Source organism: Ruegeria sp. AB9, assembly GCF_056542585.1.
Map to the genome: position 1 here is coordinate 427,424 of NZ_JBQGAA010000001.1, position 26,308 is coordinate 453,731.

Below are 26,308 nucleotides of genomic sequence, written 5' to 3' on the forward strand. Positions count from 1 at the left end.
CAGTATGATATAAACAAAATCGAATATTTAAGGGCCGAGAAGAGCCCTTCGATTTTGCGGTGTATTGTTGGTTTGGGAGGTCAATATGCTTCGGTTTTCTGCCTGTTTTTTTTCACTGGTGGTCGCACCAACAGTTGTACTGTCTGACGCTGTGCCAAGCGAACAGGCGGCGGAAGGCCTGTTTTCGGATCAACCGTATTCCCCGTATGCCCAGCGCACCTTCCCCGAACGCCCGCTATGGGGGGACACACACCTGCACACTGGACTTTCGCTGGATGCGGGTGCTTTTGGGAACACTCTGCTGCCTGATGAAGCGTGGCGTTTTGCAAAAGGTGAGCAGGTCATTTCTTCCACGGGTCAACCTGTAAGGCTGGCACGGCCGCTGGATTGGATGGTTCTTACGGATCATACTGACCTGATGGGGTTTGCCCCGGACCTTCAGGCTGGCAAGCCTGGCGTTCTTGCTGATCCAAAAGGGTTGGAATGGTACGAAGGGTATAAGGCAGGCGGTGAAGAGGCCGGGAAAACGGCTTTCGACATCATTACCAACTTCTCGCAAATGACACTGCCCGAAGTTCTTTTGGAGTCATACAGCCCAGGTGCAGACGCCTTTGCCTTTACCTGGGAACACATTGTTTCAGCCGCAGAGCGGCACAATGACCCTGGCAACTTTACCGCGTTCATCGGTTTCGAGTGGACTTCGGTACCGAAGGGTTTCAACTTGCACCGGAACGTCATGCTACGCGATGGGCCAATCAGGGCGCTTCAAATGGTGCCTCCGGTCACGCAACCTCCTTATGGCGATACCGACCCAAAGTCGCTTTATGCCTGGCTTGAAAAGTATCAGGAGAAAACTGGCGGACGCGCTGTTGCATTTGCTCATAACGGTAACCTGTCGAACGGATGGATGTTCCCAACCGAAGACACGTATCACGGCGGCAAGGTTGACGAAGAATACGTGGCGGCTCGCGCTAAGTGGGAACCCCACTATGAGGTCACTCAGATCAAGGGCGACGGCGAAGCGCACCCGTTCCTGAGCCCGGATGACGAATTTGCGGACTATGAAAACTGGGATGTGGGCAACCTCGACATAACCGAACTGAAAACAGATGAAATGCTGGCTGGCGAATACGCTCGCGAGGCGCTGAAACGCGGTTTGATGCTGGAGGAAAAATTCGGCGTGAACCCCTACAAGTTTGGCATGGGCGGCGCGACGGACAGCCATACGTCCTTGGCCACGGCAGAGGAAGACAATTTCTTTGGAAAATCCGTCAGTGTTGAGCCCTCTGCCTCGCGGATCAAGCATCCGTTCATCGCCAATGATCTTGGCGAAATACCCGGCGACCTCCTTGTCGCGTCCGGATACACGGCTGTCTGGGCCACCGAGAATACGCGCGCCGCGATCTTTGATGCGTTCAAGCGCCGAGAAACCTACGCGACCACCGGACCACGGATCGGCCTGCGGTTCTTTGGCGGGTGGGATTTCAGTGACTCGGACGTAGAAACCCGCTTCCTTGCTAATGTGGGCTATACCAAAGGTGTTCCAATGGGCTCGGACCTGCGCCCACGCGAAGGTGACGGCGCCCCCAGCTTCCTGATCGCGGCTTTGCGCGACCCGGTAGGTGCCAACCTGGATCGTGTTCAAGTGATCAAGGGTTGGCTCGATTCCGAAGGCACCTTGCAGGAGAAGGTTTACGACGTCGCGTGGTCAGATAACCGTGAGCCCGATCAAAACGGCAAGGTCCCTGCGGTTGGAAACACCGTAGACGTTGACACGGCCAGCTGGACCAACACAATCGGAACCGCCGAACTGGTCTCCGTGTGGTCAGATCCGGATTTCGATCCGAATGCGCGCGCATTTTATTACGTCCGCGCCATCGAAATCCCAACCCCGCGCTGGATCCTGTACGACAAGGTGAGATATGGCATCGAATTGCCCGAGAAATCTGTGCTTACGCATCAGGAACGCGCGTATTCGTCACCGATATGGTACACACCGGCAGAGTGATCTGCCCTGGGAACGGAACTGAAAACCGGGGTAGTGACCGCTACCTCGGTGGTTACACAGAGCTTCTGCAACGCGCATTGCGTCCATATTCTTGCCAATTCCGGCCCGATGACGCCAGCAGATGTACGTAGAACCTGAACACGTTTTACGCAGGAGACATCATACGAATACAGAAAGAATCTCTGCTCCACTTTTTTGATTGGAGCAGTTATTTTTATTTGAAATGAAGTTCCGAATACTTGGGTCAAAGTTTCTTTTTTACTCGGGCAGCCAATCTCCAATGACCACCGCAAAGTCGTGACTTTGATGCCTGCGCCAGCGAAACCTCATGATCCCCAAATCTCACGCCGGTCGGAAGAAACAAAAAATACAACCATCAAACATTTTAATGTGATAATTTGACGAAAGCGAAGTTTCCAAGACTTATCAATCATCTCATAATTGGGGGGATTTTATGAGAAATGTACTGCTTCTGAAAATACTTGCCGGTGTCGTCGCCTCACCCGTTCTTGCACAAGATGCACCCATTCAACATGATGCGGAGTATTACATCCTAGAGGCACAACATGGTGAACAATGGGCGCAAGATGACGCGGCCGTTGACGACGCGCTTGTGGCCTTTCGAAACGGAAACGGAGGGAAACCGCCGAATATCGTCAGCGTTCTGATCGATGATATGGGCTTTGGCGACATGGGCATCCCTGAACTGAACGCCGTGCGCGGGTATGAGACGCCCAACATCAATGACTTTTCTGATCAGGCCATGCGTATGGTGCGGATGTATACAGAACCGTCGTGCACCCCTACCCGCGTGGCGCAGATGACCGGACGGTTGCCTGTGCGCATGGGTATGGGCGACACGACAGTGGACATCGCAGGGTTCGGTCTGCCGGATGAAGAGGTGACACTTGCAGAGGTTTTGAAGCAGGCCGGTTACGCGACAAGCCATGTTGGAAAGTGGCACATGGGGGATATCGCTGAAAGCTGGGCGATGAACCAAGGCTTCGACTACGCCCAGCACGCCATCCACCAGCAGGGCCAGCTGACCATCTTCAATGACGATGCGATCAAGGAACAGGTTTCGGTCGCGATCAAAGATTATGATGACAAGTACACTCTGGATAGCTGGTTCCGCCCCGATTCTGCCGCGATGATGACGGTGATCGAAGGTGAAACTGGCGGACCTATTCGTGAAATCCGAATGGAGTCAGGTGAGCGATGGAACGCTGCGAAATATGATGAAATGAACCAGGCCTTTCAGGACAAGACGCTTGAAGAACTGGAACGGTTGAGCGGCGGCGACGAACCGTTCTTTCTTCAGTATTGGCCGATGATCCCGCTGGACAATACGCGCGCCGGTCGGTCTGGGCCGGAAAGCGTGAATGGTGGTCTTTACGTGGACAAGATGCAGCTGTTGGATGAATGGCTCGGCGATTTGTTTGCGCGGCTGGACAGGCTTGGGCTAACCGAGAACACCGTTGTGGTCGTCATGGGCGATAATGGCCATTTCACCAAATACGCGCCGCAGTCAGGTTTTACACCGCTGATCTACGCGGGTGGCAAAGGCGACACCACCGAAGGTGGCGTCCGCGTGGATGCCTTCATCCGCTGGCCCGGCATGATCGAGGCCGACGGGCTGCTTAACAGCATCATCCATGTCTCGGACCTTTATACGACACTTTCTCGTTTTGCCGGGGCGGAGTCATTTATACCTCGGGATCGGTTGGTGGACGGTGTGGACCAATCCGCGGCGCTGCTGTTTGCCGATGAGACCAAAGCGCGCCGCGACCACGTCATCATCTATTCGGTAAACAAGCCTGAGGCGATCGTGAAGGATCAGCTTAAATTGAAACTGCCGGGACCAGGCGAAAGCGCAATTCTGGCGAAGTTCTTCGATCTCTATCGGGACACGCGCGAAGAATATTCAGTTTCGACCGAAGTTGGTGCATGGGGCGGACAGGAATTTGCGAGAATTCTGGGACGTCACATGGCCCGAAAAGAGAAGTTCCCGGACACGCCCCCGGCATTCGGCGTACCATATGAGGGGATCGAGAACATCCGTCCGGAAACCCAACAAGCCGTTGAGGCGTTTCTGGTCAAAAGCCAATCGCCGAAGCAATAAAACTTAACCCTGCGCGGTGAAGCTGCGCATCGTTGGATGCCTTGAAGTTGAGGATTGTGCCATGCTTGGAACGATAATCTATATTCTGGGATTGATCGGATCCCTTGGTATCGGGTTTGTCTATTTCCGCGACCTTGGTGACATCTCTCAGATGCTGCTCAAGGTAAAACGCGAAAACATGGTGCGATTTATCCGTAACGAATACCGGTTGATTGCCATCGGATTGGGCGCGTTTGCCGTGGCGACCCTTGCGCATTTCGCTTTGGGTGCCGGGCCTTTCTGGCTTTGGCTTGTCAGTGCTTTGCTGGTTCTTTTTCTATACGGTTTTCCATACGTATGGGTACATCTTGGCCTCAGAAATCAGCTCAACACCGCGCAGTACTTCCCGATTGATGTCGCAAGCGACTACGTGGGGCCGACGGCACCCGTCATCGTCATCGAAAACGAAGGTCACGCCCGCGCCCATCCGGACGCCCAGATCATGCGCCCGCATCTGGCAGGAGACAAAAAGGGGCTTGGTGGCCAAGACGTCGTCATGACCTACTGCGCGATGGCCAATCTTGGTCAGGGCTATTCCCCCAGCATCGACGGTAAGCGTCTGAACCTTGAGGTTTTGGCGCAGCACGGCAACAACCTGATCCTACGCGACAACGACACAGGCGAGCCGATCCAGCATATCTATGGCTTTCGCGAAGCCGACCGCGATCCCGGCCCAGAAGGCCCGGCGTGCCCCATGCGCCCCGAGGCGCAGATGAAACCCTGGCCCACATACCGGATGACCTTCCGAGGGTTCCGAAAAGCGTTTCCCGATGGAGAGGTCTTTTTGAATAAACCTTCCTCGAACCCACTTCTGCGACTGCTGGATATGGTGACGGAAATCACTTTTGGATGGGGGATCAGCCGCCAGCATCAGGAAGATGCCCCGGTGATGGATAATATGGATCGCTCAGACGACCGGTTGCCCAATAAAACCTATGTGTGGGGCATCACCGTGGGGCAGGACGCCGCTTGCTGGACGGACGACTTCGTTGTTGAAAACGACTGGATTGTGAACGCCAAAGTCGGAGGCCGGGATATCGTGGTCAACCTTGACCCCAGATATGAGAGCCTTGGCGTTTGGTACAATGACAGCGGCAATCCCGTGACCCGCTGTGACTTTTGGGGCGTTTCGGATCAGGGACAGCTGAAACGGGTCGAAACCCTTCGGGCTGGTGTGTTCTGGCACGTCTGGTCCGAGTTCTTTCCAAACACAGACATAAACCGCGTTGGCACGCCAACTGTGCAAGTGGAAGAAACGGCGGCCTGAACACGGCATTATACACGCAAGAAACATCAGGTTTTAGGGAGTTGAGAAATGGCAGAAAGAGCAGGAATTCGAGCGGCCCTCTTTGGGGTTGCGTTGGTGGGATCGGCTGCAACGAACGCCTCGGCACAGCAGTCGGATTGGTCGTACCAAGCGACAATTTATCTGTTCATGCCTGAAACGGAACTGTCCCTGGCCACCCCGAGCGGGACCCTGGACGGGACTTTGAGTTTCTCGGACGCGCTTGAAAACCTTGATTTCGCATTCATGGGGGCGTTTGCTGCGTCCAATGGGCGCTGGTCGTTGCTGGCAGACTACAATTACACTGACTTATCGTTCAGCGATGCCACATCCGGCCCGGCGTTTTCGAGATTGGATATATCGACGACAATCAAGTATTTCAGCGGTTATGTCGGCTATCGGGTCTACGAAGCACCAACCATCAGTGTGGACGTTACCGGCGGGTTCCGCTGGTTCAGCACGGACACCACGATCACGCTGCAGCCGGGGGTCGCTCCGGGGCAGAGTGTGGCGGCTAACGACAATTGGACCGATCCGATCGTCGGAGCCCGCGCCAGAGTGCAGTTTTCAGACAGATGGACCGGGACCGGGTTTGTCGACTATGGAGGTTTCAGAAGTGGCAGCGAGACCTGGCAGGTTTTGTTGACGGCTGACTATGCAATCAATGACCGATGGCAAATACGTGGCGGTTACCGCTACATTTCATTTAGTCACGACCTCAACGGCAATGACTTCGATTTCGATCAATCCGGCCCGCTATTGGGTGCGACCTACAGGTTCTGACCCGATATATCCGGCGCGTTTTCTAACCAGTTCCAAATATTGGCCTCGCTCGGTTTGCCAGACCGAATTGACCTGTCGGGTCTGATGAATAGATATCCCTGGGCAGGTGCGGTCAAAAAAATCGAACCTGTCTAAACATGACCACCAGAGCCGATTTTTTTGTCGCGTAAAGGTCACGCAATCCGAGGACTTTAACCTCAGTGACGCGAGAAGCAGGTTGAGTAAACTGGTAGGGGAAGCGAAATAAACCCGGATCGGTGCGACCTGAGAAGGTCGTGGCACATCCAAGCCCTTATGACCCGACAATTTAGAAAGTCTGAAAACGCGATCGGTGAACGCAGTAAGCGGTGATCTCAAGTATCGCCAGTCATCTGCCTTTTGGCGACCTGAAAGAACTCGGTTAGACACCCTCCATTTCCATAGTGCGGAACTCATCTTTCAACCAAGTGTGCCGGGCGCACATTGGCCTTGTGAAATGCTGCCGTATCAGTTTTCCCATGGCTTTCTGGATCAACACCGACGTCGTCGTCGGGTACACTTCAGTCGTAAACAGCGACACCGTCCGAACGAAGTTCCTGCCAGGAAATGGCATAGCTTTTACGCTGTTGTGAAACCTCTGCGTTCGGTGGAAACACGCTGCCGTCGTTATCGCCCACCCGCTGCCTTGCGCGACCAGACCGATGATGGATTGGTTGCACTCAAGTTCAAACCGGTTGGGCAGGCTGAACTTACTTCGGGCCAATTGAGTTTCGATCTGTTTGCCGATCACATAGTCACGCGAATACCTCAATAATGGCAAGTCGGCATCTGGGTTAAACAGCTCTTCGGGCGAACCTTCAAATTTGTTAGGAACCACGACGAGGAAGGGGTCGCGCATCAAAGGGTATTCGATCAGCCCCTCTGTACGACCCAGCGGTCTTGTGGCAACGCCTACGTCAAGTTTGTGCTCCTGAAGTTTGGCAAGAATTTCGTGACTCGGGCGCGTGAAATGGCGGAAATTGCAGCGCGGCAATGCCTGCGCCAGAAATCGAACAAGATCGGGCGCGATCTGATTGTCGAAATCATCGATCAAAGCCAGTCGCAGGTCCGTCGCATGTTGCCAGTTGCCCGTTCGGATTTCGGCTTCACCGCGTTTCAGTACAGTCAAACCCTCACGAACATAACGAGCAAAAACTTCGCCTGCCGGTGTCAGCCCCATTGGGCGGCGTCCATGGTCGACCAACTCGATACCCAACGCGTTTTCAAGGCTGCGCAGATGGTTCGAAACTGTACTGATCGACAAATCTGTTTCCGATGCGACTTGCTGAATCGATCCGGATTTGGCGATCAACTGGAAGACTTCCAGCCATCTGAGGCTCAGAGATTTGGACACGGCAACGGACCATTGTTTCGATTTGTTCGAAACTAGCGAAGCAAAGTTTTGCCCTTGCGGCAATGAGAAGTTGGTCAAAACGGTCGAATCTAAGACTTCATACGTGCGAATTCCGGATCATATGGACTTGGGTTGATAACCGTCGCGCCAATACGTCGCCCACAACTATCCAGGTCCATTTCGATACCAACCTCCGCCAGCGCCGGATCAACAAAAGCGTGCGCCAGATTCAGTCCTGTGCGATGCCCCCATTCGCCCGAGGTGACGGTACCTACAACATTATCGCCCTGCATAAGAGATGCGCCGGGATGTGCGGGGCCACGATTTGTATCAAAGCGTAAAGGGATCAGCTTGCGACGCAGCCCTTCTGACTGTCGTTTCAGCAAGGCATCGCGCCCGACGAATTCACCCTTGTCCAGACGGACGAACCTATCCAGCCCGGTTTCGAAAGGATCAAATTCGGTGATCAGATCGGCTTTCCAGTGCAAAAAGCTCTTCTCCAGGCGCATGGACTCAACTGCTCTGGCGCCAAACAATTTCAGCCCGTGCGCCTCGCCGGCCTTCCGAAGCGCCAGATAAGCTGCGTACAGCGAAGCGTTTGGAACGTGGATTTCATAGGCCAACTCCCCCGAGAAACTAAGATTCATGACCGTGGCAGGAGCGATGCCAACAAAGCACTCCCGCAAACTGAGCCAGGGAAATGCATATGCGGACCAATCTCCTCTTGAACATGTTGACAGAACAGTGCGCGACTTAGGGCCAGCCAAAACCAGAATGGTTTGATCATTCGTCAGGCTTTGCAGATGAACGTCTTCGTCGCTGCGCAGATGCTGCTGCAACCAATCCATGTCGTGAAACTCGCTTGCTGCGGCAGATCCATACCAGATGCGTGCCGGTCCCCGGTCGCTGGCAGGCAGGTTGGCAACCGTCGCTTCCGCTTTGATCATACCGTGTTGGTTCAACAAATATCCTAACCCGACGCGCCCATCGCGCCGTACGACAGTTCCGCAAAACATCCGATCCAAAAATGTGTGCCTGTCCGCTCCGGTGATCTCGATGCGGTTGAACCCGTTTACCTCCGCAAGCCCGACACCGGTTCGAACATTTTCGACCTCGGCAGCCACCAGATCGAAGGTTTCGTCAAAATCAAAACTGAGCGTTGGCGATAAATCGGGAGCTGGCTTGATGTAGTCCACCCTCTCCCACCCATTAACTACCGTAAACTCCGCCCCTTCGGATGCCAGAACGGGAGTCAATGGTGTCGTCTTGGCGGGTCGGCCAGCCGGGCGATGCTCATGCGGAAAGTGGAACCTGAATTCGTTCTGATAATCCTCAATCGCCTTAAGTGCCGTGAGTTCCACATTTGCATGTCCGGTGAACCTTCGGGGATCGAGGCACCACGTGTCATAACATGCCTCACCATGCACGATCTGCTGCGCCAGCAACCACCCGTGCCCGCCACCTTCACCCAACCCGGCCCGCAGGCCGATAATACAAAACGCATTGCGCTTGCCCGGGATCGGACCAACTAACGGCGCCCCATCAATTGTGTAGGTGATGGGTCCGTTGACCACGGTGTGAATGCCGACCTCCATCAAGGTAGGCATTCGTGCAAACGCCCCCTCGAGCACATCGGTCACACGGTCCAGATCATCCGGGCACAGTGCGTTCACGAAGTTTGGATCAATCCCATCCAATCCCCAAGTCTTGCATCCCTGCTCATAGAACCCGAGCAGCAGACCGTTCTTTTCCTGTCTGCAATAATAGTCGCTGATTGGGCAGCGAAGCAGCGGCATCCGGTGCTCCGCGTCCCGAATGGCTTCGATCTCTTCGGTCAGAAAATACTGATGCTCCATGGACGACACAGGGTGGTGAACACCCATCATTGCGCCGACTTCGTTGACCCGGTAACCACATGCGTTAACGACAATATCGCAGTCGATATCCCCATGCTCGGTATGCACGGTCCAGGTGTCATCGCTGTGCTGCGTCAACGCGGTCACGGGCGTATTTCGGTACACTTCGGCACCGGCTTGGCGCGCCCGTCGCGCCAGGGCCTGGCATAACTGGGCTGGATCGATGTCGCCGTCCAGCGGGTCCCAAAGCCCACCGATGAGATTTTCGGTCGAAATCAACGGGTGTCGGCGGGCGCATTCATCAGCGTCAATCACCTCGAAATGCACGTCCATGCCCCGCGCCATGGACGCGAAATGACGATAACCCTGCATCTGTCCTTCCGTGTTCGCCAGACGTATCCCGCCGTCTCCGTGATGATAATTGATTGGGTAATCCGGATCGTCGGCCAGTTCTTTATACAGCCGGATCGAATGAGTTTTCAGACCGACCATTGTCTGGTTCATTCCGAAATTGGTGACCTGCGCGGCCGAATGCCATGTCGTGCCCGAAGTCAGTTCGTTCCGTTCGACCAAAACCACATCTGTCCAACCCTCTTGGGTCAGGTGGTACAGTGTCGAACATCCGGCGATTCCACCTCCGATCACAACGACTCTGGTACGCGATTTCATTGGCTTTGCTCCCTCGGTTTCCGCACAAGTCTTGCTGAATAACGGGTTGGGCAGACAACCAGGCAAACGTTGGTGCTGGAAAATCGAAACAGGAATTTCGGATTCTGAAAACGGCAATTCTCCTTTGATGCCGGTGTGTTTTGCACCTTACGGTGCAACGACGAAGCAAAGGGATTGGGATACATGCCATCGGGGGACTCGAGACGAAGTGGTCGCAAGGCACGGCATGCTCAGCGTGCAGCCAAGCCCGTGTTCGATCCTTGCCCACCGGGTCAAACAGGCGGCGCGTACAAGCCATTGACCCTTTCGGAAATAGAACAGATATTCGACACCGCCCTGCGATTGCTGGAACAGCTGGGCATGGGAGATGTGCCGGATAGGCTCGCCGCTGACCTCAGGGCCGCAGGAGCACAGGACCGGGAACAGGACAGGCTGGTTTTTCCTCGTTCAATGGTACAACAGGCCATCAAGTCGGCTGCAAAGAGCTTTGTATTCCACGGCCGGGATGAAAACCGTTCCATCGAGGTGGGTGGCGACCGTGTATACTTTGGCACCGGCGGGGCTGCCGTGCAGACGCTTGATATGGACAGTGGGCTTTATCGTCCGTCCACACTGGTTGATCTGCATGACTTCACCCGGTTACAGGACACATTGGCCAATGTCAGTTGGTTCACACGGTGTTGCGTGGCAACAGACGTCCCCGAGGTATTCGATCTGGACGTCAACACGGTTTACGCCCTGGTGCGGAATACAACCAAGCCAATAGCGACGTCTTTCACCTTGGCCGAACATGTCGGCCCCATTGTCGAGATGCTGGACATTGCCGCCGGAGGGGCCGGTGAATTCGCCAGACGCCCTTTCCTGAAAGCGCACATAAGCCCGGTCATTTCGCCCATGCGATATGGCGAAGACGCCGTGGACGTCGTTTATGAATGCATCGCCCATAACATACCGATGTCCTGCATCACGGCCGCACAAGCGGGTGCAACCGCCCCGGCAACTCTGGCCGGATTTCTGGCGCAATCTCTGGCTGAGACGCTCGCCAGTCTCGTGATGGTCAACACGATCAAACCCGGATTTCCAATGGTGTTTTCCAACTGGCCATTCATCGTGGATCTTAGGACCGGCTCATTTGCAGGAGGCAGCGGCGAGACCGCAATTCTGAACGCTGCGTCGGCGCAAATCACAAACTGGCTGGGGTTGCCTTCAGGCGTCGCTGCGTCGATGGCAGATGCCAAGGCCATTGATGCCCAATACGGGGCAGAAAAAGGCATCACGTCGCTTGCAACCGCCTTGGCGGGCGGCAACCTGATTTATGAAAGCTCGGGGATGACTGCGTCCTTGTTGGGCGCAAGTTTCGAAGCCTTTGTTCTGGACAACGAAATGCACTCGCACACCTATCGGGTCTTGCGCGGGATCGAGGTTACCGAATCAAACCTCGGTTTCGACGCCATTTGCAAATCGGTTTTAGGCGACGGGCATTTTCTGGGCAGCGCACACACATATGAAGCAATGGAGCGAGATTACTTCTACCCACAACTCGCCGACCGTCAGGAGCCACGCACTTGGCAAACCGAAGGCGCGATGGATGCATGGTCATCCGCCCGGCAGGTCGCTCAGGACGTTTTGCGCACGCACAACCCTGAGTATCTCACCCCTGAGCAAGACGCCGAAATTCGCAGCCGTTTTCGCATACTGACCTGACCACGGACAAGCATTACAAGTGGGCTGATGAACGGCTAGGGTCACTGACGAAACTTGCAGAGGATGGATAACCATGACCGATTCATTTTTTCAGCCGGTATCAGCCATGGAGCTCGCCCGGTTTGCAGGTATTCCCTCATTCATGCGCCTGCCTATTCTGGATCTGGATCACGAACGCATCTCGGATGTCGAGCTGGGTCTTGTTGGCATTCCCTGGGACGGCGGAACCACCAATCGCCCGGGCGCGCGGCATGGCCCGCGGCAACTGCGGGACTATTCCACGATGATCCGGGCAATGAATCCGGTTACTGGCGTCGCACCTTTCTCGCTGGTGAATTGTGCGGATCTCGGAGATGTCGCTCCCAACCCGGTCGACATAGAAGACACGCTGAATCGGGTCACGAATTTCTACGCGGACCTGAAGGCTCGCAATATCGCGCCCTTGACGGCCGGAGGGGATCACTTGACCACCCTGCCCGTCCTGCGTGCCCTGGCCGCCTCTGGCCCGGTTGGCCTGATCCAGTTCGACAGTCACACGGATCTGTTCGACACCTATTTCGGCGGCCACAAATTCACGCACGGCACCCCGTTCCGTCGCGCAGTTGAGGAAGGGTTGGTGGACCCCAAACGCTTTGTTCAGGTCGGAATCCGGGGCACAGCCTACAATACCGAAGACATCGAATGGGGTGAGGCACAGGGCATCCGCATCATCCGCATAGAAGAGCTGTTCGACCGGGGTATAGACGATGTGATGGATGAAGTGCGCGGTATCGTCGGCACGAAACCGACCTACTGCACCTATGACATCGATTTTGTTGATCCAACTTATGCCCCAGGAACTGGCACACCCGAAATCGGCGGACCCAACAGTTTTCAGGCCCAGCAGGTCATTCGCAAGATGTCGGGCCTGAACCTGGTTGGCGCCGACCTTGTCGAGGTCTCGCCGCCCTTCGACCCCGAGGGCGGGACGGCTTGGCTTGGTATCTCATTGATGTTCGAACTGCTTTGTGTTCTGGCACAAGCCGTTGATGTGCGCCGCGGTTAATCCGCGGCAACGTTCTCGGCAATCATTGAAATCATCTCGAACATCACTGCTGCTGCAGTCAGGGCGGTGATGTTGTTGGGGCTGTCTTTTGTGGGCATCATGCAAACAACGTCTCCGCCCACGATGTTCAACCCACGCGCCGCCCGCAGGATTCCAACCGCTTCATCGATATCGAATCCCTTTTCACCCGGCTCCAAATTAGAAACGGCGGGCGCAACAGTCGGGTCGAGGCAATCCAGATCGAACGTGATGTAGACAGGCCGGTCGCCCAAAACCTCTTTGGTCTGGGCCACGACATCCTCTAACCCGCGCTGACGGAATTCGCGCATTGTGACAATGTTGTACCCATAATCGTACGACGGCTGCAGCCAGTCCAGGCTGCGTGGGTGTCCTCGTAGCCCAATCTGCATCGAACGGGTTGGGTCCACCTGTCCCTGATCGGCCAGATATGCTCCCCAATGTGCCGCTGATTTCTTGGCGCCCAGGAAGTGATCGACCTTGGTAAAAACATCCGTATGTGCGTCCAGGTGCAAGAAGCTGACCGGTTCTCCGCCGGCCAATTTTCCACGTCCCAGAGCCTGCACTATGCCTCCGGTAATGGAGTGATCTCCGCCAATGGAAACCGGCCGTGCGCCGGCCACGTCGATGTCCTTGTAGAATTCGGTAATCCGTTCGATGCAGTCTTCGTTGTCGTTCGCTCTTGGGAACGGCACATCCCCCACATCTGCAATCCGCGCGCTGTTCCATGGATCGATCTCGAAAACCGAATGCACTCTGCGCTGAACGGCCGAGACGTGCCGCAATGCACGTGGTCCCAAATGCTGGTCCCTCTCAGTCGTGCCGTTGCCTGTCGAATGCGGCACACCCGCCAATGCGATATCCTGTCCTTCTGGCCCTACATTGGGACAACGGAACAGAGTAGGTACGCCCCACCAATATAAATTGTCCATCATGGACTGTTCGTAGCGATCGGCCATAGTTTCTCCCGGTCTATAAAAAACGCCCTCAGCAAGAGCCGGAGGCGTCGCTGTTCAGATTTTTTCGTCTTCTCGCCGGAATGCCCCCTGAACGATCCGGTCCATGACCATGGCGAGGAACAGGATTGCGAAACCACCCAGCAGCCCCGGCCCCTTGGCGGCATATTGCAGCGCTTCAAGGATCTCCTTGCCCAAGCCGCCGCCGCCGATCAGCGAGATGATCACGACCATGGACAGACACATCAGGATCGTCTGGTTCACCCCCGTCATGATCGATGGCAATGCCAATGGGATTTCAACGTCCTTCAGCAGTTGCCATTTCGAGGCCCCAAAGGCGACGGCAGCTTCCTTGATGCTTTCCGGCACCCCTCGCATTCCCAGAGCCGTCAGTCGAATAACCGGCGGCATTCCGAAGATGATAGTGGCCAGAATGCCCGGCGGGTTACCCGTGCCAAAGAAGGCGATGATCGGGATAAGATAAACGAATGCCGGAAGCGTCTGCATCAGGTCCAGAACCGGTTCCGCCGCGCGATACGCGCGCTGCGACTTGCCGAACCAGATACCCAGCGGAATACCAAAGACAACGCAAAGCAGCACCGCAGCACCAACCAGAGCGACCGTTTCCATCGCCACGTCCCAATACCCCAGCAGCGCAATGTAAGCCAAAGAAGACGCTGTGAAGATGGCAACCCTTGGTCCCGCTGCGCGCCATGCAGTCACACAGATGACCAGCATGACAACTGGCCAGGGTGAGCCGATAAGGGCAATTGTCAGCGCATCGAGCACCGACCGCACACCCGCCACGATCCCGTCAAAGATGTCGCCACCAGCTGCAGCAGCCGCATCGATCCTGGCCTCCATCCAGCTTGCCAGACTCGAGAACAGCGTGCCGTTCCCTTCTCCCAAAAATATCGCGGATACTTGCTGTTCGGGGAACGCGTCCAATAATGGAAATGATGCGTTCACAGTGAACTTGTAAACAATCAAAGGACCGATCGCGGCGACAAGGATTGCGCCCATGACGATGTTCCGAGTCGAACGCCCACTTTCCGTGCTATCCGGATCGATGCGCCACTTGGAATACTGTTTTTCGTAGACGCGGTCGGCATAGAACCCTTGAACCGCCTTGAAAACCAGCAACATCAACAACCCGGTGATCAGGATACCCGCGGCCTCGGACTGGGCAGCAGCGGCCTTTTCCAGACTTGCGGCCGCCGCTTTTTGTATGTTCTCAGCAAGCTTGGTGAAACGATCTATATCGGCCTGTTCGGTGGCGTCCGCTGCGCGCGCCAACAATTCGGCCGCGCGTTCTTGCTGACGGGCGGCACGGTCAGCGAAATCCGCGCCGGGGTTTCCCCAAGCGCCCCTGCCGATTTGGACCCATGCGATGATCTCGAGGATCAGAAAAGTCCAGAACATGCCCCATATGGCTCGCGATGCGGACCAGAACGGCCCCAACACGGCCGCCCAGGTATTGAACGTGTTGGGGATTGCGCTGGTCGCATCATGGATTTTGTGGAACGCGTTGACATAGTAGTCCCCATTCGGGCCAGCGAATTCCTTGATGGAAAGGTCCAGAGCCTCGCGATCAACTTCGATATCAGAGGCGGCCGTTACCTTCAGCTCTGTCGTTGCATCAGTCATTCTTGCCCCCCTGAATACCACGCAACAGGCGCGGCTTGGTCACGACACCCACATCATTGCCCGAATCCGTGATGACGACCGGCAAATCGGAATTCACGGCCAGATCGATCAGTTGATCCAGATCCGCGCCCTCGTCCGCTCGGGGCGCACCGTCGAGCGGCCCTGAATAACTGTCCATAGGCTCCATGATAGAATGGGCCTTGACCAATTTGAGCTTGGATATGCCTTGAACGAATTCGCGCACGTAATCGTCGGACGGGTTCATGACGATATCTTCCGGGGTGCCGATCTGTACGATGACCCCGTCTTTCATAATCGCAATTCGGTGTCCGATGCGGATGGCTTCATCCAGATCGTGCGTGATGAACAATGTGGTTTTTTTCAACTGCGCCACGAGTGCTTTGAACTGGTCCTGCAATTGCAGGCGGATCAGCGGATCAAGGGCGGAAAAAGGTTCATCCATCAACAGGATTTCCGGGTCCGAAGCCAGCGCCCGCGCGATCCCCACACGTTGCTGCATCCCACCGGAAAGTTCCTTGGGCAGCCTGTCCTCATAACCTGTCAGGTTCACCAGGCTCAAAGCGTGATCCGATACAGCCCAGCGCTTGGACTTGGGAACCTTTCGGATCTCCAAGGGATAGGCCACATTATCGCGCACCGAACGATGCGGCATCAGCGCCATATGCTGAAAGACCATACCAATTTGCTGGGCGCGAATGCGGCGCAATTCGGATTCCGACAGCTTCGATACATCGTGACCCAGAATTTCGATCCGCCCGGCTGTTGGCTCGATCAACCGGTTCACATGTCGCACCAAAGTGGACTTGCCCGAGCCGGACAGCCCCATGATGCAGAAAATCTCGCCCCTCGGCACTTCGAACGTGGCGCCCTGAACGCCGACCACACAGTTGAACCGTTCCAGAACTTCGGGCTTGCCTATGCCTTCGTTGCGAACGGCTTCCATGGCTTCTTCAGCGCGGGAACCAAAGATCTTCCAAACGTTTTCTAGTTTTACGACAGGTTCGTCCATTTATCCCCCACAGGGCGGTGCCCTGCCCAACAGAAAAAAGGCCGCCGCGGTTTTGCGCGACGGCCCAAAGAGTGGTGGTTTAGTTGGTTAGCCAGCCGATGACTGTGTCTTCATTCGCAGCCACCCATTCCTTGGCGAAATCCGCTGCTTCGACGTTGTCGACAGCCAGAGCCTTGCCCATTGCACTCAGATCATCTCCCGACATCTGATAGTTGCTGAACAAGGCGGCCACTTCAGGATAGTTCTCTTCCAGCTCTTTCGCGTAATGCAGGTGAAGCGTTGCCCCGTTCCAGGCCGAGGACGCCTCGGACTTGGACAGCCAATCCGGGTCATCAGTGGGCTGAACAATTGTCCAGGAGGCCGGATCATGGGCGGGTTCTTCCAGAACCGTCAGGTCCTGTGTCACGAAGATATAGTGGGGGCTGTAGCAAAACCCGATCCACGGTTCTCCCGCTTTGGTCGCGTTTGCCAGGTTGGCATAGGCAATGGTTTCTTCATATTCTGTCATGTCGAATATCTGGTCGTAACCATAGGACTTGGCCCGGATCTTTTCGACGACGGTCGACGCCCAGCCCGGCGCACCGATCCATACCTCGGGTGTTCCGTTGCCATCGGTGTCAAAGATCGCCACTTTGTCAGGATCACTCAGGTCATCGATTGATTTGATGTCGTGTTGTTCCGCGATGTAGGTCGGTACGCACATACCCTGCTCAGCCTGGACCGGGTTTTGGTTCATGACGACAGTGCCATTGTCTTTGACATAGGTGTCATGCAGGTTTTGCTGGTTGGGCATCCACACTTCTGGGTGGACATGCATTGAACCGCTGTCCATTGCTTCAAAGACAATCGGGTTGGTGCCGTTCTGCAATTCCACGTCCAGGCCGAGGTTTTCTTCGATCACAAGCTCAAGTATATGCGCCGTGGCGTTCACCGAGGCCCAGTTCGGCACACCGATCACGATATCCGCGGCCATGGCCTGCCCGGCGATCGCAACCGACGCGCTTCCAAGTAGCGTTGCAAATTTTTTCATCTGATATCTCCATGTTGGGCAGCTAGGCGCTTGTTTTTCTCGCCCTCTTGGGCGGTGGTGCGCTCAGGTTTTGGTGCAGGAAGGCAGTGCCTTCCGGTCTTTTTTGGCCAGCGAAATAAGAGGCTGACATAGCATCAAAAGTGAAGCACGCAGATGCGCTGCCCATCAAGAGATACGTTTTTCTACCTCTTGAATGCGAAATTATCGCAAGTTAGTTTTGGTTTATTGCGATTTGAGGCAATATCTCCAACGTCCCTATATTCACCTTTGTTCATTAAAATCTTGGGCACTTGAAAGGAACTGTCAGCCAGCTCAAACCGGTCTCAGCTCGACCTGTGAACTTGTTCTTTGTGGCAAGCCAATACTCTCGGCAAGATCGGCAGACCGCTTCGACTTGAAGATGCCGCCACTATCGAATGGTCGTTCCCGGTTGACGTAGTTGCAATCTGGATAGTGAATGGGGCGGTAAACACCGGCAAATATTGCGTGCAATTGAATCTTCACATCGCGCAATCTCTGTCGGACTAGAAGGCGTGAAATCTCCTCTCGGATTTTTTGGCCACCTGCCCGCTGTAATGAAGTTCCTCTGGCAAGACTATGTTCAACACTCTGTGAAGTGTGGTGCCTAGTCGAAATCGGTAGATGACAATTGCCTACCTACTGATAGATAGTTATCATTATCTTAACCATCTAAGAGAACTGATCCTATGGAAATCAACTCGGACTTCTCTGACCGCGTCGTGGTTCACTCAGACCAGCTTGAGTGGCAAGCCTCGCCCATGAAGGGCGTGGAGCGCAGGATGCTGGACCGGATCGGAGGCGAAGTGGCTCGTGCCACTACTATCGTGCGCTTTGCGCCGGGCAGCCATTTCTCTGCCCATACCCATACTGGCGGTGAGGAGTTCATTGTCCTTGATGGTGTGTTTCAGGATGAACATGGCGACTTCCCAGCAGGTACCTATGTCCGCAATCCACCAACCACGAGGCACACTCCTGGCTCGGAACCCGGCTGCACGATCTTCGTCAAGCTCTGGCAATTCGACATGGAGGACCGCAACCAGTTCCGCAAAAGCATGGCGGATGAATTGGGCGCGCCGGTGAACGGTGTCGCCTCGGCACTCCTGCATAAAGACGAGCGCGAGGTCGTGACTTACAGCCATCTGGACGCGGATGCGGCCCTGACCTCTGGCGCCTCTGGCGGGATAGAGGTTCTGATCATCGATGGTTCTGTCACGGAAGGCGGGGATGAACTGATCAAAAACGATTGGCTACGACTGCCCGAAGGTCAAAGCCTGAAGGTCGTTGCCGGCCCGGACGGGGCCAAAGTCTGGATGAAGACCGGCCACCTGCCCTTTGCCCAGCCACCAGCGGTGTAACTGATGGTTGCGCAAAAACCCCTGGCGATTGTCGCCGGAGCCGGGGCTGGTCTTGGCCAGACCCTGTTGTCACGTTTCCAGGCCGAAGGCATGGCGGCCGTGGGCCTGGGCCGAACCCAACCTGATCACCCTGCCGGTGCGTTTCATCAGGTCGATCTGTCCGACCCTGACGACGCGGCATCGGTCATAGCCGATTTGATCGCCACATACGGCCCCCCGAAAATCGTTGTGCACAATACTGCGGAACTGGTGATCGCACCCTTCGCGGGAACGACTCTGAACGACTATCAACGTACCTGGACTTCAATGGTACAGACGCTGATCGTACTGGCGCAATCAGTGATGCAACCTATGGTTCGTGGCGGTGGCGGCACCTTGATCGTGTCGGGTGCAACCGCTTCCCTCCGCGGTGGCGCACAGTTTTCGGCGTTCGCCTCGGCCAAGTTTGCCCTGCGTGGACTGACACAATCGCTTGCGCGTGAGTTTCAGCCAGCGGGCGTGCATGTCGCGCATGTAATTCTGGACGGTATAATCGACACGGCCAGGTCGCGCGATCGGCACAGTCTGGACCCGGCCAAGATGATGAAGGCCGAAGATATTGCCCAAGCTTATTGGCAACTGACGCAACAACCCCGGTCGACCTGGACCCATGAACTGGATCTGCGCCCTTCCAGTGAGGGGTTTTGAACCGTGCGCACGGATACGCTCATCATCGGCGGGGGTCTTTCAGGGCTCAGCCTGGCAACTCAGCTTGTGGATCAAGGTCAGGAAGTACTGGTCGCTGAGGCGCGCGCCCGCCTAGGCGGGCGCATTCTGTCTGAGGTGCAGAGCGACGGCTATTTCGACATGGGCCCGGCTTGGTTCTGGCCCGGCCAGCCACGGATCGCCGCGCTCATCAAACGGCTGGGCCTGCATTGGTTCGAACAATTCAGCTCTGGCGCACTGAGTTTCGAAGATGAGCGGGGCCGCGTTGAACACGGTCGCGGGTTTTCATCCATGGAAGGATCCTATCGCCTAGTGGGTGGTCTGGGTGCTTTGACAGACGCGCTGTCGGCACGTTTGCCGGATGGAGTAATCCATCTGTCCACGCAGATCACGACTTTGGCGCAAGCCGAAGGTGGGGTTCTGGTCACGACACAATCTGGTCAACAAATTTCGGCCAACCGTGTCGTGCTTGCCCTGCCCCCGCGTATTGCAGCCGAGTTGATCTATGAGCCCGCCTTGCCCAAAGGCACATTGGCTGCCATGCGTAACCTCGCGACCTGGATGGCCGGTCAGGCTAAAGCGATTGCAGTCTATGACACTCCGTTCTGGCGAGAAGACGGGCTGTCAGGTGATGCGATGAGCCGGCGCGGCCCTATGGTGGAGATTCACGACGCTTCACCCGCCCGCGGCGGCCCCTACGCGTTGTTCGGTTTCATCGGTATCCCTCCGCAGGCTCGCCGGGATGAAAGGGCTTTGCAGCAGCAGGTTCAAGCACAACTGGTGCGCCTGTTCGGACCCAAGGCTACAAATCCCAGCGCAGTTTTCCTGAAAGACTGGGCATTCGACCGCTTCACGTCTACCGACCTGGACCTGCAGCCGCTATATGCGCACCCGCAATACGGCCTGCCAAAGGCCATGACGCGGATATGGGAGGACAGGATCATTTTCAGCGGCACCGAAACAGCCGCTCAATTTGGGGGATATCTTGAGGGTTCTTTGGAAGCGGCAGAGACCGCCGCAGCTTTGGTATGCTCGGAAAGGGTTTAGGTGTCATGGAAACAGATACAAAGACGGCTCTGCTGAATTCTGCCGAGTTTGCTGCCCGCAGCAAAGGTTACGACGGGTTTAGCTATGCCGACCTTGCCCAAGAGGTGGGCATCCGCAAAGCATCGATCCACTATCACTTCCCAACCAAAGCCGCGCTGTCGGCTGCTTTGATGGTCCGCTACCATACCGAGCTTGCCGGGCGCTGCGCCAAGATTGAGGAAGCTTACGATACGGCGGGCAACCGAATGCGTGCGCTGATCGCGCTGTATCGTTCGGCATTGAACGGCGGGGAAACCTTGTGCTTATGTGTTTCGCTGATCATCAGCCGGGAAAGCTTGTCGAAAGAGGTCACCGACAAGATTCAGGATTTCCGTGGCATGATGGTACAGTGGATCGAAGATGTCTTTACACTTGGCAAGGCTGATCGGTCGATCTCGGGCTTAGGTGACCCGAAAGCAGAAGCCCGCGCCACATTGGCCTTACTGGAAGGCGCTCACCTGACCGCGCGGGCCGAGAATAGTGCGCAAACTTTTGATCAAGCCGTGGAAATACTACAAGCCCGATGCTTATGACACGGACCAAGTCTTTTTCGCGAAAATTGGCAGTTCCGGTTGTTGAGGCGTCTGCCCGCCTCAACTCGGTTGTTCATACGAGACCAACTATTCGACGCCAAAAGGCCGGGTGCGTTACGCCAGTTTGACCCAAGCAGAGTTCTTTGCAGAGCTTTGCACACATGCGGCTACGAATCTGACGCCCTCAAGCCCATCATGAACTGTCGGATAAACGACAGATGTGTCAGGCGAACTCCCGTTTCTGTACGCCAGAATGGCTTCCGCTGCTTCTCCATAAATATTCGCAAACCCTTCCAGGTATCCCTCCGGGTGCCCCGGTGGCACTCTGCTTAACCGATTGGCTGCATCCCCTGCCCCAGCCCCATTTCGGGTGATCAAGCGCTTTGGCTCTCCGTAAGGAGTAAACCAAAGATAGTTCGGGTCTTCCTGAGCCCACTCGATGCCCCCCTTTTCACCGTACACACGCAATCGCAGCGCGTTTTCGTTGCCGGGTGCAACCTGTGATGACCACAGCATGCCACGGGCTCCACCTTCGAACCTTAGCATTACGTGCGCGTTGTCATCGACCTGACGACCCGGCACAAAGGCCTGCAAATCCGCCGCGAGGCTTTCTGCCCTCAACCCGGTTACAAAGCGGGCAATGTTATACGCATGGGTTCCAATGTCACCGGTTGATCCTCCGGCACCGGAACGTTCAGGATCAGTCCGCCACTCAGCCTGTTTGAAGTCCTGCTGCTCAGTCAGCCAGTCTTGCGGATATTCGACCTGAACCACGCGGATTTTACCGATATCCCCGTTGGCAACCATCTCACGCGCTTGCCGAACCATGGGATAGCCCGTGTAGTTGTGGGTAAGGATGAACAGCGCGTTTGAGTTTTCAGCGGTTTTGACCAGTTTCTTCGCATCACCAAGGGTCGACGTAAGCGGCTTATCGCAAATCACGTGAATGCCGCGTTTCAGAAACTCACGCGCGGCAGCATAGTGAACGTGATTTGGCGTGACGATCGAAACCGCTTCGATCCCGGATTTCAAACGCGCTTCTCGCATCGCCATCTGCTTGAAGTCCTCATAGACCCGCTCGAGACCCAGCGCCTCGCCGCTTTCCCGGGACTTTTCCGGCGTCGAAGATAACGCTCCGGCAACCAACTCGAACTTATCATCCAGTCGCGCGGCGATGCGGTGGACACCGCCGATGAAAGCATCGTTTCCGCCGCCGACCATGCCGAGGCGAATGCGCCCCGAAATTTCTTCGCTTCGTCCGGCTACCATCAGTCTATCCCCAGCATTTTTCGATTGGCCGCTTCGTCAGTTCCTCCATCCGCAAAGTCGTCAAACGCCTTTTCCGTCACACGAATGATGTGACCGGAAACGAACTGAGCACCTTCACGCGCGCCATCCTCGGGGTGTTTCAGACAGCATTCCCATTCGACCACGGCCCAGCCATCAAAGTCGTTTGCCGCCATCTTGGAAAAGACAGCCCCGAAATCCACCTGTCCATCACCAAGTGACCTGAACCGCCCTGCCCGATCCACCCAGCCTTGATACCCGGAATAGACACCCTGTCGGCCGGTTGGATTGAACTCGGCGTCCTTTACATGGAACATCCGGATGCGGTCTTTGTAGATGTCGATATTATCCAGATAATCAAGGCATTGCAGAACATAGTGCGACGGGTCGTACAACATGCAGGCCCGCGCATGATTGCCTGTACGCTCCAAGAACATCTCGTACGTAATCCCGTCATGAAGATCTTCGCCGGGGTGGATTTCATAGCAGACATCCACACCGCAGTCCTCCGCGTGATCCAAAATCGGAACCCAACGGCGGGCAAGCTCATCAAATGCTGTTTCAATCAGGCCAGCAGGACGTTGCGGCCAAGGGTACACATAAGGCCAGGCCAACGCGCCAGAGAATGTAGCGTGAGCCGGGATGCCCAAGTTCCGAGAGGCTGAAAGTGCCTTCTTAACCTGATCAACCGCCCATTCCTGTCGGGCTTTGGGGTCCCCCCGGACACTTTCGACTGCGAAGCCGTCAAATGCTGTATCATAGGCCGGGTGAACGGCGACAAGCTGCCCCTGAAGGTGCGTTGACAGTTCAGTGACTTCAACGCCGTTCTCTCGGGCTTTACCCTTGAAATCGTCGCAATAGTCAGTGCTTGTCGCGGCCGTTTCAAGGTCGAACAACCGCCGGTCCCAACTGGGAACTTGCACGCCCTTGTATCCGCAATCCGCCGCCCATTTGGTAATTGCATTCCATGAATTGAACGGCGCTTCGTCGCCAGCAAACTGTGCAAGAAACAAAGCTGGACCTTTGATCGTCTTCATTAAATTTCCTCCCCAAATACTGTGCCTCTATGGAGGCAAATTTTCCTTCAGATAGATGTCGATACGGATGCGTTCCTGCGATTTGTTGAAAGGGACTTTGTCCGAGGTCGCCCGCAGCAGACGAACGGCAGATCGGACAAGGTGCCCAGAATCTTGCGAAATCAGCGCGTCAAAGGTGCCGCGACTTAGCGCGTCACGACTAAGCGGTGTGAGTTCGTGTGCGATGATGACCAGATTCTTGCCGATCTTGCTCTCTGACAGAAATTGAACCAGACCCGCATTGCCCGCGGCGGAAGAGTATATTCCGACCAGATCCGGATAGGTTTCGAATATCCCGGGCATCATCTTGTAGATCAGCTCAGGGTCATCTCGGCCTTCCACGGATGCAACGACGTCGAGATGAGGAAATTCCTCGGCGACAACAAGATCAAAACCCTGACGCCGCTCCAGATGATCACGTGCCAAACGTGAGCCTGTCAGGACTAAAACCTTCCCCGGACAATGTACAAAGCGTCCCATCAACTGAGCTGCCGTTCGCCCCGCCGAAACGTTATCGATGCCTACAAAATGGTCTCTGTCCGAGCTTGGCAAATCGGACACCAACGCAACCACCGGAACGCCCTTGTCCCTGACCCTCTTTACCGCGTCGCGGACCGAGGGCGTTTCAGGCCCGAAAACGGCCACTCCGTCGACGTCCAGACTGTCGACACCATCCAGAATATTGACGATATCCTGAGGCTCAAACGGAGCGACCTTTTTTATTGTAATGCGTGTCCGTTCGATAAACTGATCGCGTGATTGTTCGGCGATCTGATCGCATATCGCCTCGACAAATTCGTTGCCTGCGTCCGGCAGTATAAAGAGGAAATTATAGACACGGTTTCGCGCGAGGTTGGCAGCAGCGGTGTCGCGTACATACCCCAGCTCATCAATCGCCTTTTTTACTTTCTGAACGGTCACGGCCCGCACACCGGGACGTCTGTTCAAGACCCGATCAACGGTCGCCAGGCTGACACCTGCAACGCGCGCGATGTCATTTACGGTTGGTTTTTTCACCAATTCTATTTTTTGTTTTTGGTCTTCCACGTGTCTTTCAGCCCTCAATCTCCCGTGCCAAACCCTCGAACAACAGCGCAACGGCTTCAGCACCCGGGTCGTTATGCCCAATCAGGTTTTCTTCGGGAACATAGGCTGCGCGGCCTGCCTTGGCACGGTGAATATTTGCCGTATTGTCAGCACCTTCGCGTGCGGCCTTTGCGGCTTGTAACAACCCTGAAGGAAGCGCCGCCAACGCAGGAGCCAGCGCGTCGATCATTGTCCTGTCGCCAACTTTGGCACCACCCACCTGGCTGACCCGGTTCAGACCTTCAACCAATGACTTCGATATGGAAGCCCCGCTGGCACAGGCGTCTCCGGCGGCATTGAAGAAGATTGCGAGGATCACACCGGACGAGCCGCCCATGGTCTGGCTCAGTTCATTGCCCAGCGCAGGAAACAACTGCGTCAGATCCGCAAGAGGCATCCGATCCAGGCTTCCTTGCAGAGACCTGGCCGCAGTCGCCAGTGTACTGCCGGTATCGCCATCGCCGGACTTGGCGTCCAACTCATTCAGGTCCTTCTCAGCGCGGATCAGCAGCTCTGACAAACGCGTAATCGTTTCCTTGGTCGCCGGGTTGTTCGACGGGATTGGATCAATCGGGGTCAAACCATCCGGCAAAGGCGCAACTTGAATGGGCTTTACTGCATTGACCCCCGGCCAAGCCACCAGATCGACCGGTGCTTTCAGCGCCAACAATTCATCCGGATTGACCGGCAGGATCGATACGGAAAATCCGTGCATATCCAGCGAAGTCATCATTGGTGCCGGCCCAATGATGTGTTCCGCGATGCCGGTTTCGGACAAGGCGTGGGTCAAAACAGACATCTCGAGAGGCGTCGTAGACCCCAAGTTGTTCACGAGCGCCACGCAGTCGCCCGCCCCCACTCGCTGTTTCAACTTTTCGACAACAGTGGACATTGCGGTCACGGCATTTGCAAACTCCACTTGCTCCACCCCCGGCTCGCCGTGAATACCTAACCCGAGTTCCGCTTTGCCGGGGGCGATCCTGTCTTCTTTCGGAGATCCAGGAACGGTGCAGGTGTCCAGGCTCATACCAATACTGACCACCTTCTCGACTACGCTCTTTGCAGCGTTGGTAACTGTGTCGAGATCAGCACCGCGTTCTGCCAATGCTCCGGCAATTTTGTGCACGAACAAAGTACCAGCCACACCGCGCGGCTGCGGAAGGTCCGGCAAGGCGATGTCATCGTCCACCACAACCATCTCCACTTTGCGCCCCAACGCACGGGCCCGTTCGGCCGCAAGCCCAAAATTCAAACGGTCACCGGTGTAGTTCTTGACGATCAGCAGGCATCCTGCCTCGCCCGTCACAGCGAGAATACCCGCGAGAACGGCTTCAACCGAGGGGGACGCGAAGACCTCTCCGCAAACCGCCGCGGTCAACATACCCGCCCCTACGAAACCTGCGTGGGCAGGTTCGTGACCGGACCCCCCACCGGATACCAGGGCAACTTTCGATTTGTCCCAATCAGACCTGTAGACAACCTTGATGTGCGGGTACCCATCCAACCTGGTCAGTGCCCCCCCGGATGATGCAAGAAGACCATCTATCGCCTCTGTCACGAGGGTTTCTTTTGTGTTGAGGAACTGGGCCATGCTT

The 26,308-nt window shown here is 55.8% G+C and carries 20 protein-coding genes; 10 read left to right on the top strand and 10 right to left on the bottom strand.

Translation table 11 applies throughout. From position 1 onward, the window contains the following. Positions 1-85 precede the first annotated feature (85 nt). The 4 genes from ACR0K5_RS02235 (at position 86) to ACR0K5_RS02250 (ending at position 6,237) form a co-directional block, all read left to right on the top strand. On the top strand, positions 86-2,008 hold the full coding sequence (locus ACR0K5_RS02235; protein ID WP_480628108.1) for a DUF3604 domain-containing protein: 1,923 nt from the start codon (positions 86-88) through the stop codon (positions 2,006-2,008). A 454-nt stretch (positions 2,009-2,462) separates the two neighbouring features. Next, entirely contained in the window at positions 2,463-4,130 is a 1,668-nt protein-coding gene (locus ACR0K5_RS02240) for a sulfatase-like hydrolase/transferase (RefSeq protein WP_480628109.1), read from the top strand. A 61-nt stretch (positions 4,131-4,191) separates the two neighbouring features. After that, positions 4,192-5,436, top strand: coding sequence for a DUF3179 domain-containing (seleno)protein (locus ACR0K5_RS02245; RefSeq protein ID WP_480628110.1), 1,245 nt, complete (start codon positions 4,192-4,194; stop codon positions 5,434-5,436). 48 nt (positions 5,437-5,484) lie between these two features. Next, a complete protein-coding gene (locus ACR0K5_RS02250; protein WP_480628111.1) occupies positions 5,485-6,237 on the top strand; it encodes an outer membrane protein in 753 nt (250 codons plus the stop codon). Between the two features lie 400 nt (positions 6,238-6,637). Here ACR0K5_RS02250 and ACR0K5_RS02255 read toward each other — a convergent pair whose 3' ends face one another. Further along, positions 6,638-7,609, bottom strand: a complete 972-nt coding sequence (locus tag ACR0K5_RS02255; RefSeq protein WP_480628112.1) for a LysR family transcriptional regulator — start codon at positions 7,607-7,609, stop codon at positions 6,638-6,640. An 89-nt stretch (positions 7,610-7,698) separates the two neighbouring features. After that, positions 7,699-10,134 (bottom strand): GcvT family protein, encoded by a 2,436-nt coding sequence (locus tag ACR0K5_RS02260; protein ID WP_480628113.1) that lies wholly within the window; start codon positions 10,132-10,134, stop codon positions 7,699-7,701. A gap of 183 nt (positions 10,135-10,317) precedes the next feature. Between ACR0K5_RS02260 and ACR0K5_RS02265 the strand changes: the two genes are divergently transcribed. Then, positions 10,318-11,838, top strand: coding sequence for a trimethylamine methyltransferase family protein (locus ACR0K5_RS02265; protein ID WP_480628114.1), 1,521 nt, complete (start codon positions 10,318-10,320; stop codon positions 11,836-11,838). 73 nt (positions 11,839-11,911) lie between these two features. After that, positions 11,912-12,883, top strand: coding sequence for an agmatinase (locus ACR0K5_RS02270; protein ID WP_480628115.1), 972 nt, complete (start codon positions 11,912-11,914; stop codon positions 12,881-12,883). On the opposite strand, the gene ACR0K5_RS02275 is transcribed toward ACR0K5_RS02270, so the two are convergent. The 4 genes from ACR0K5_RS02275 to ACR0K5_RS02290 all read right to left on the bottom strand — a co-directional run bounded on the left by ACR0K5_RS02275 (position 12,880) and on the right by ACR0K5_RS02290 (position 17,564). Beyond that, a complete protein-coding gene (locus tag ACR0K5_RS02275) occupies positions 12,880-13,860 on the bottom strand; it encodes an arginase family protein (RefSeq protein WP_480628116.1) in 981 nt (326 codons plus the stop codon). The genes ACR0K5_RS02270 and ACR0K5_RS02275 overlap by 4 nt on opposite strands. A 54-nt stretch (positions 13,861-13,914) precedes the next feature. Then, positions 13,915-15,504: an ABC transporter permease gene (locus ACR0K5_RS02280; RefSeq protein ID WP_480628117.1), complete on the bottom strand. Its 1,590-nt coding sequence runs from the start codon at positions 15,502-15,504 to the stop codon at positions 13,915-13,917. Beyond that, positions 15,497-16,534, bottom strand: a complete 1,038-nt coding sequence (locus ACR0K5_RS02285; RefSeq protein WP_480628118.1) for a quaternary amine ABC transporter ATP-binding protein — start codon at positions 16,532-16,534, stop codon at positions 15,497-15,499. The genes ACR0K5_RS02280 and ACR0K5_RS02285 overlap by 8 nt, the downstream gene beginning before the upstream one ends. A 79-nt stretch (positions 16,535-16,613) precedes the next feature. Further along, the gene (locus tag ACR0K5_RS02290) at positions 16,614-17,564 is read right to left on the bottom strand and encodes an ABC transporter substrate-binding protein (protein ID WP_480628119.1); all 951 of its coding nucleotides are present in this window, start codon (positions 17,562-17,564) and stop codon (positions 16,614-16,616) included. 707 nt (positions 17,565-18,271) lie between these two features. Between ACR0K5_RS02290 and ACR0K5_RS02295 the strand changes: the two genes are divergently transcribed. The 4 genes from ACR0K5_RS02295 to ACR0K5_RS02310 are packed head-to-tail and all read left to right on the top strand — an operon-like array spanning position 18,272 to position 21,264. Next, complete coding sequence (locus ACR0K5_RS02295; RefSeq protein ID WP_480628120.1) at positions 18,272-18,940, top strand: cupin domain-containing protein; 669 nt, start codon at positions 18,272-18,274, stop codon at positions 18,938-18,940. A 3-nt stretch (positions 18,941-18,943) separates the two neighbouring features. Continuing rightward, positions 18,944-19,627 carry an SDR family NAD(P)-dependent oxidoreductase gene (locus ACR0K5_RS02300; RefSeq protein ID WP_480628121.1) on the top strand — a complete coding sequence of 228 codons (684 nt, stop codon included), beginning with the start codon at positions 18,944-18,946 and terminating at the stop codon, positions 19,625-19,627. Between the two features lie 3 nt (positions 19,628-19,630). Then, the gene (locus ACR0K5_RS02305) at positions 19,631-20,692 is read left to right on the top strand and encodes a flavin monoamine oxidase family protein (RefSeq protein ID WP_480628122.1); all 1,062 of its coding nucleotides are present in this window, start codon (positions 19,631-19,633) and stop codon (positions 20,690-20,692) included. A gap of 5 nt (positions 20,693-20,697) precedes the next feature. Further along, positions 20,698-21,264 carry a TetR/AcrR family transcriptional regulator gene (locus ACR0K5_RS02310; RefSeq protein WP_480628123.1) on the top strand — a complete coding sequence of 189 codons (567 nt, stop codon included), beginning with the start codon at positions 20,698-20,700 and terminating at the stop codon, positions 21,262-21,264. A gap of 114 nt (positions 21,265-21,378) precedes the next feature. Here ACR0K5_RS02310 and ACR0K5_RS02315 read toward each other — a convergent pair whose 3' ends face one another. Genes ACR0K5_RS02315 through ACR0K5_RS02330 form a run of 4 tightly spaced genes read right to left on the bottom strand, consistent with a single transcriptional unit; the run spans position 21,379 to position 26,304 of the window. Next, positions 21,379-22,533: a Gfo/Idh/MocA family protein gene (locus tag ACR0K5_RS02315; RefSeq protein ID WP_480628124.1), complete on the bottom strand. Its 1,155-nt coding sequence runs from the start codon at positions 22,531-22,533 to the stop codon at positions 21,379-21,381. Next, positions 22,533-23,588: a sugar phosphate isomerase/epimerase family protein gene (locus tag ACR0K5_RS02320; RefSeq protein ID WP_480628125.1), complete on the bottom strand. Its 1,056-nt coding sequence runs from the start codon at positions 23,586-23,588 to the stop codon at positions 22,533-22,535. Before ACR0K5_RS02320 ends, ACR0K5_RS02315 begins: the two co-directional genes overlap by 1 nt. Positions 23,589-23,615: 27 nt before the next feature. Beyond that, the gene (locus ACR0K5_RS02325) at positions 23,616-24,644 is read right to left on the bottom strand and encodes a LacI family DNA-binding transcriptional regulator (protein WP_480628126.1); all 1,029 of its coding nucleotides are present in this window, start codon (positions 24,642-24,644) and stop codon (positions 23,616-23,618) included. A gap of 37 nt (positions 24,645-24,681) precedes the next feature. Then, entirely contained in the window at positions 24,682-26,304 is a 1,623-nt protein-coding gene (locus ACR0K5_RS02330; protein WP_480628127.1) for a dihydroxyacetone kinase subunit DhaK, read from the bottom strand. Positions 26,305-26,308: the final 4 nt, after the last annotated feature.

What these genes read in the sequence shown, in the direction of transcription:
- ACR0K5_RS02235 (WP_480628108.1), top strand. Translation starts at nt 86, where the DNA reads ATGCTTCGGTTTTCTGCCTGTTTTTTTTCACTGGTGGTCGCACCAACA.
- ACR0K5_RS02240 (WP_480628109.1), top strand. Translation starts at nt 2,463, where the DNA reads ATGAGAAATGTACTGCTTCTGAAAATACTTGCCGGTGTCGTCGCCTCA.
- ACR0K5_RS02245 (WP_480628110.1), top strand. Translation starts at nt 4,192, where the DNA reads ATGCTTGGAACGATAATCTATATTCTGGGATTGATCGGATCCCTTGGT.
- ACR0K5_RS02250 (WP_480628111.1), top strand. Translation starts at nt 5,485, where the DNA reads ATGGCAGAAAGAGCAGGAATTCGAGCGGCCCTCTTTGGGGTTGCGTTG.
- ACR0K5_RS02260 (WP_480628113.1), bottom strand. Translation starts at nt 10,134, where the DNA reads ATGAAATCGCGTACCAGAGTCGTTGTGATCGGAGGTGGAATCGCCGGA.
- ACR0K5_RS02265 (WP_480628114.1), top strand. Translation starts at nt 10,318, where the DNA reads ATGCCATCGGGGGACTCGAGACGAAGTGGTCGCAAGGCACGGCATGCT.
- ACR0K5_RS02270 (WP_480628115.1), top strand. Translation starts at nt 11,912, where the DNA reads ATGACCGATTCATTTTTTCAGCCGGTATCAGCCATGGAGCTCGCCCGG.
- ACR0K5_RS02275 (WP_480628116.1), bottom strand. Translation starts at nt 13,860, where the DNA reads ATGGCCGATCGCTACGAACAGTCCATGATGGACAATTTATATTGGTGG.
- ACR0K5_RS02280 (WP_480628117.1), bottom strand. Translation starts at nt 15,504, where the DNA reads ATGACTGATGCAACGACAGAGCTGAAGGTAACGGCCGCCTCTGATATC.
- ACR0K5_RS02285 (WP_480628118.1), bottom strand. Translation starts at nt 16,534, where the DNA reads ATGGACGAACCTGTCGTAAAACTAGAAAACGTTTGGAAGATCTTTGGT.
- ACR0K5_RS02290 (WP_480628119.1), bottom strand. Translation starts at nt 17,564, where the DNA reads ATGAAAAAATTTGCAACGCTACTTGGAAGCGCGTCGGTTGCGATCGCC.
- ACR0K5_RS02295 (WP_480628120.1), top strand. Translation starts at nt 18,272, where the DNA reads ATGGAAATCAACTCGGACTTCTCTGACCGCGTCGTGGTTCACTCAGAC.
- ACR0K5_RS02300 (WP_480628121.1), top strand. Translation starts at nt 18,944, where the DNA reads ATGGTTGCGCAAAAACCCCTGGCGATTGTCGCCGGAGCCGGGGCTGGT.
- ACR0K5_RS02310 (WP_480628123.1), top strand. Translation starts at nt 20,698, where the DNA reads ATGGAAACAGATACAAAGACGGCTCTGCTGAATTCTGCCGAGTTTGCT.
- ACR0K5_RS02315 (WP_480628124.1), bottom strand. Translation starts at nt 22,533, where the DNA reads ATGGTAGCCGGACGAAGCGAAGAAATTTCGGGGCGCATTCGCCTCGGC.
- ACR0K5_RS02320 (WP_480628125.1), bottom strand. Translation starts at nt 23,588, where the DNA reads ATGAAGACGATCAAAGGTCCAGCTTTGTTTCTTGCACAGTTTGCTGGC.
- ACR0K5_RS02330 (WP_480628127.1), bottom strand. Translation starts at nt 26,304, where the DNA reads ATGGCCCAGTTCCTCAACACAAAAGAAACCCTCGTGACAGAGGCGATA.